Genomic DNA, 229 nt, shown 5'->3' with positions numbered 1-229 from the left:
CTCGGCAGACGCCCGGTGACGAGGATTCCGCCGACGCTCGTGTGCGGCGAGCTTCGATTCGACCTGTTCGCCCAGGAGGTGACGCGTTTCGGGCATGCGATCGAGTTGACGTTGAAAGAACGCGCAGTGCTCGAGACGATCATGGGCGCCGGCGGGAGGATCGTGAGTTCCGAGGAACTGCTCGAGAAGGCATGGGACATCCACACAGACCCGTTCAGCCAGGTGGTGA

At 62.9% G+C, this 229-nt stretch carries 1 protein-coding gene; it reads left to right on the top strand.

Annotated elements, in window-relative coordinates; genetic code table 11:
* Window positions 1-15: 15 nt before the first annotated feature.
* On the top strand, window positions 16-229 hold a 214-nt coding region (locus SB717_RS40085), incomplete at its 3' end, for a winged helix-turn-helix domain-containing protein (RefSeq protein WP_410908959.1).

Origin of the sequence: Priestia sp. SIMBA_032, from assembly GCF_046535215.1 — a bacterium.
In the GTDB taxonomy this organism is placed as follows: domain Bacteria; phylum Bacillota; class Bacilli; order Bacillales; family Bacillaceae_H; genus Priestia; species Priestia aryabhattai.
Note: the sequence above shows the minus strand (reverse complement) of the source record. Positions and strands in the feature narration are given on the sequence as shown.